This is a genomic window from Mesorhizobium sp. M7A.F.Ca.CA.002.04.1.1 (genome assembly GCF_004022805.1).
GTDB lineage: Bacteria > Pseudomonadota > Alphaproteobacteria > Rhizobiales > Rhizobiaceae > Mesorhizobium > Mesorhizobium ciceri.
In genome coordinates, this window is the sequence record NZ_RZPL01000486.1 from 1 (window position 1) to 4476 (window position 4476).

The 4476-nt window shown below is 67.1% G+C and carries 5 protein-coding genes and 1 pseudogene; 1 reads left to right on the forward strand and 5 read right to left on the reverse strand.

Translation table 11 applies throughout. The features are described 5' to 3' along the window. A partial coding sequence (gene cbiE / locus ENZ75_RS22345) for a precorrin-6y C5,15-methyltransferase (decarboxylating) subunit CbiE (protein ID WP_128278320.1) occupies positions 1-895 on the reverse strand: 895 nt, incomplete at its 3' end. A 1-nt stretch (position 896) separates the two neighbouring features. Between cbiE and ENZ75_RS22350 the strand changes: the two genes are divergently transcribed. Next, positions 897-1673 carry a cobalt-precorrin-6A reductase gene (locus ENZ75_RS22350; protein WP_063168245.1) on the forward strand — a complete coding sequence of 259 codons (777 nt, stop codon included), beginning with the start codon at positions 897-899 and terminating at the stop codon, positions 1671-1673. Here the strand turns inward: ENZ75_RS22350 and ENZ75_RS22355 are convergent. From ENZ75_RS22355 to ENZ75_RS22370, 4 genes and pseudogenes are all read right to left on the reverse strand, one after another. Continuing rightward, a complete protein-coding gene (locus tag ENZ75_RS22355) occupies positions 1637-2401 on the reverse strand; it encodes a precorrin-3B C(17)-methyltransferase (RefSeq protein ID WP_063168244.1) in 765 nt (254 codons plus the stop codon). The two genes, ENZ75_RS22350 and ENZ75_RS22355, sit on opposite strands and share 37 nt — an antisense overlap. Beyond that, on the reverse strand, positions 2398-3156 hold the full coding sequence (locus ENZ75_RS22360; RefSeq protein ID WP_013531083.1) for a precorrin-2 C(20)-methyltransferase: 759 nt from the start codon (positions 3154-3156) through the stop codon (positions 2398-2400). The genes ENZ75_RS22355 and ENZ75_RS22360 overlap by 4 nt, the downstream gene beginning before the upstream one ends. Further along, positions 3153-3785 (reverse strand): precorrin-8X methylmutase, encoded by a 633-nt coding sequence (locus ENZ75_RS22365; protein WP_063168243.1) that lies wholly within the window; start codon positions 3783-3785, stop codon positions 3153-3155. The genes ENZ75_RS22360 and ENZ75_RS22365 overlap by 4 nt, the downstream gene beginning before the upstream one ends. A 2-nt stretch (positions 3786-3787) precedes the next feature. Next, a pseudogene (locus ENZ75_RS22370) lies at positions 3788-4476 on the reverse strand (precorrin-3B synthase); the annotation flags it as partial.

Consider the following 4476-nt stretch of genomic DNA (forward strand, 5'->3'; position numbering starts at 1 on the left):
GGCCAATACGGGCAGCGCGCACCGGATCGGCCTCGATGGCAAAAGTGCGCATCGAAGGGTGGGCCAGCATCCATTCGATGCCGATGGAACCGGAGCCGGCGCCGATGTCCCACAGCAACTCGCCGCGCCGCGGCGCCAGCGCCGACAGGGTAATCGCGCGGATTTCGCGCTTGGTGATCTGGCCGTCATGGTCGAACAGGTGATCGGCAAGGCCTGATGTGAGCGGCAGCACGCGCGCGTCCGGACCGGATTCAACTTCGACCGCCAGCACGTTGAGCGGATTGAGGTTTTCGAGGTCGAAGGCATCGGCGCGGACCGAGCGCTGGGTCTCGCTTGGCCCACCCAACGCCTCCAGGATCGTCAGCCGCGATGCGCCGAAGTCGAGTTCCGCGAGCAGGCGGGCAATCGCCGCGGGGGCTTCTGCATCCGAGGTCAGCGCCAGGATGCGCGCGCCTGGCTGCAGCAGTGGCCGGATCAGGTCGAGCGGCCGGCCGTGCAGCGAGACGGTTTCGATATCCTGCAGCGCCCAGCCGAGCCGGGCGGCCGCCAGTGAAACGGCTGAAGGCGCGGGGATAACGTGCATCTCTTGCGCCTTGACCTTGCGGGCGAGCGTGGCGCCGACGCCGTGGAAGAAGGGATCGCCGGAGGCGAGCACACAGACGTTCCTGCCGGCGAGCGCCAGCACGTCAGCCATCTCGGCATCGAACGGAACCGGCCATGGGCGCGGCTCGCCCTTGGCGAAGGAAGCGACAAGGGCGAGGTGCCGCTTGCCGCCGAAGATGATCTCAGCCTGGGCAATCCGCTGCTTGGCCTCGTCGCCGAGACCCGCTAAACCGTCCTCGCCGATGCCGACGACTGTCAGCCAGGCGGCTCGCGATTGACGCTCAGCAGGCATAATGACCCACCGTATCCTGATCCTCGGCGGCACCACCGAAGCGCGGCAACTGGCCGGAAAACTGGCGGCGCGTGCCTCGGTCACACTGTCGCTGGCCGGCCGCACCGAAAGCCCGGTCGCGCAAGGCGTGCCGGTGCGAAGCGGAGGCTTTGGCGGCGCCGACGGGCTGGCCGCTTACCTCACGGAAACGGCCACCGATCTGCTGATCGACGCCACGCATCCCTATGCGGCGCAAATCTCCGCCAATGCCGCACAAGCCGCGCGCATGGCCGGCGTGCCGATCCTTGCCCTGCGGCGTCCCGGCTGGGAGCCTGTCGAAGGCGACCGCTGGACGTTGGTCGGTACGGTCGGCGATGCCGCGCAAGCGCTTGGACCGGCGCCGCGCCGCGTTTTTCTGGCACTGGGCCGGCAAGAGGTTGCGGCTTTCGAAGCAGCGCCCCAGCACCACTATGTCATTCGCAGTGTCGATCCGGTCGAGCCGAAGCTGGCCGTGCCCGACGCCGAATATCTGTTGGCCCGTGGCCCGTTTCGCGACGCGGAGGAACGCGCGCTGCTCGAAAGGCACCGCATCGATGTCGTGGTGTCCAAGAACAGCGGCGGCGAGGCGACCTTTGGCAAGATCGCCTCGGCGCGGGCGCTTGGCATCGAGGTGGTCATGATCCGCAGGCCTGATCTGCCGGACGTGCCCTCGGCTGAAACCGTCGAAGCGCTGGCCGCCATTGTCGATCGATTTGGGATCGATCATTTTGTCCGTCCCGTGGACGAGCGCGGCGTGTAGACCAGCGCCGGCTTCTCCGTGCGCTTGATAATCCTGGTTTCCGGCGAGCCGATGATGATGCAGGTCGCCATGTCCGCCTTTTCAGCCTCGACATCGGCCAGCAGGTAGACCTCGATACGCTCGTCCGGGCGACCGGCGGCGCGGCCGAAGATTACCGGCGTGGTGCCCGGCAGGATGGCGGTCAGGCACTCGAAGGCGCGGCCGAGTTGCCAGGGGCGGGCCTTGCTGATCGGGTTGTAAAGCGCGATGACGAAGCCGGCACCGGCCGCCGCCAGCAGGCGCAGTTCGATCAACTCCCATGGCTTTAGATTGTCGGAGAGCGAGATGGCGCAGAAATCATGGCCGAGCGGCGCGCCGATGCGGGCGGCAACCGCAAGCATGGCGGTGATGCCGGGCACCACGGCGACATCGACTGCGCGCCATTCGACCGGACCGGCCTCGATCGCCTCGCAGACGGCCGCCGCCATGGCGAACACGCCGGGATCGCCGCCGGAGACCACGGCGACGTCATGGCCCTCTGCAGCCTTGCTCAATGCGTCCTTGGAGCGGGCGAGTTCCTCGCGGTTGTCGGAAGCGACGCGGGTCTGGTCCGGGCGCAGGTCCAGCCGGTCGAGATAGGGTTTGTAGCCGTAAAAGAATTTCGCCTCGGCGACAGCGCGGCTGGCCTCCGGGGTGACCTGATCGGCATTGCCGGGGCCAAGGCCGATGACGATGAGACGGCCACTCATACCTGCGCTCCCACGGCGCCGGGGCGGCCGGACCAGCCGGCGACCAGCACGATGGCGAAGTAGGGCGCCTTGTCGTCCTTTTTGTCGGCAAGCTTCATCGAGACGCTGCCGGCCATGGTGCCGCGCTCGACATAGACGGCGCGCGACAGCTTGGCCGTAGCCTCCAGCGCCCGCCTGATCTTGGGCAGGTTGCGGCCGACCTTCATTATGACGGCGGCATCGGTGTCGGCCAGCCGGCGGGTCAGCTCGAACTCGCTCATCGTGCCCGGCAGCACGGTGAGCACGTCGTCGCCCTGGACGATCGGAATACCGGTCTGCGACCAGCAGCCGGACATGGCGGTGACGCCGGGGATGACTTCGGTCGGAAAACGATGGGCGAGGCGCACATGCAGATGCATGTAAGAGCCGTAGAACAGCGGGTCGCCCTCCGACAGCACCGCAACCATTCTGCCGGCTTCGAGGTGCTCGGCGACCTTTTCGGCCGACTCCTCGTAGAAAGCCGTGATCTGCGAGCGGTAGTCGTCGTGGTCCCTGGCGATTTCGGTTGTGACGGGATAGAGCAGCGGCAATTCCGTCATTTCGGGCCGGAACTGCGCTTCGACGATGGCGCGGGCGTTGCTGTTGTTGCCGCGCTTGGCGAAATAGGCCACGACATCGGCCTCGGCCAGGATGCGGGCGGCTTTTAGGGTCAGCAGTTCGGGGTCGCCAGGACCGGTGCCGACGCCAACGAGGCGGCCTTTGAGAAAGGCGTTCACAGGCCAGGCCTCGCCAATGAATTGAGCGCGGCGGCGGTCATGGCACTGCCGCCAAGCCGGCCACGCACGATGGCGTAGGGAACGCCGTAGGAATTCTCGGCCAGCGCATCCTTGGATTCGGCCGCACCGACGAAGCCGACCGGCATGCCGATGATGGCCGCCGGCTTCGGTGCGCCATCGCGCAGTTTTTCCAGGAGATAGAATAGCGCGGTCGGCGCATTGCCGATGGCAACCACAGAGCCGGCCATGCGCTCGCCCCAGAGGTCGATGGCGGCCGCCGAACGGGTGTTGCCGATTTGCCTGGCAATTTCGTGCGTACGCGGGTCGCGCAAGGTGCAGATCACCTCGTTGCCCGCCGGCAGCCTGGCGCGGGTGACGCCATGCGAGACCATTTCCGCGTCGCAGAAGATCGGCGCGCCGGCCGCCAAAGCGGTGCGGGCGGCGGCAACGAAATCCTTGGAGAACACAAAATGATTTGAAGCTTCGACCTGGCCGCAGGCATGGATCATGCGAATGGCGACATCGGCCTCAGCTTCGGAGAAGCGCGACAGATCGGCCTCGGCGCGGATGATGGCGAAGGAGCGCTCGTAGATCGCCGTGCCGTCATGGATGTAGTCGTAGGCGGCCATGCTCATTTCCGTTTTTCAGTTTGGGCCTGTCGGTAGGCCTCGGCGATACCGGCCGGCCCGAGCCTTGTCAGGCAAGCGGCGGCGGTTTCACCTTGATATCGTGTGCTGCGGATCATCGCCGCGACGCGGCCGATGCCGCGCGCGGCGTCATAGCCCGGCCTGTAGCCGGCAGGAAGGGCCTTTGCCGTCGCGTTCACGACAAGTCCGGCTCCATTTTCGCCGCCGACGATCGTCAGCGCTGCCGGACCGGGGTGGGCGCAGCCTTTGGCACAGCCGGCAATGTGAAGGGTGAAGTCGAGGATGTCGGCTGTTTCAGCGGCGATCGTCTCGGCGATGTCGCGTGTGGCGATGCGGCCGGAGGCGCAGGCCGGCATGCCCGGGCAAGCGGCAATGCGCGTGCGCGGGTCGGCGGGGGCGGTGACGAAGCCGAGGATGGCGGCGGTGTGTTGGAGCGATGGGTTGGCGGCGGTTGGTTGCCCGAGGAACAGCAAGGCACGACCGGGGGCGAGGCGGATTTCGGTTGTGCCGAGGGCGATGGCGGCTTGCGCGAGGGCGATGATCTTGTCGGCCGGCATGCTGCCGTAGGGCAGGGCGATGCCGAGGGCGGTGGCGTGGCCGGCTAAGGGGAAAAGGCCGATAGGTTTGCGCGAGGCGCCCCCCTCTGCCCTGCCGGACATCTCCCCCTCTAGGG

Coding starts and splice junctions, on each gene's coding strand:
- ENZ75_RS22355 (WP_063168244.1), bottom strand. CDS start 2,401: ATGAGTGGCCGTCTCATCGTCATCGGCCTTGGCCCCGGCAATGCCGAT.
- ENZ75_RS22365 (WP_063168243.1), bottom strand. CDS start 3,785: ATGGCCGCCTACGACTACATCCATGACGGCACGGCGATCTACGAGCGC.
- ENZ75_RS22350 (WP_063168245.1), top strand. CDS start 897: ATGACCCACCGTATCCTGATCCTCGGCGGCACCACCGAAGCGCGGCAA.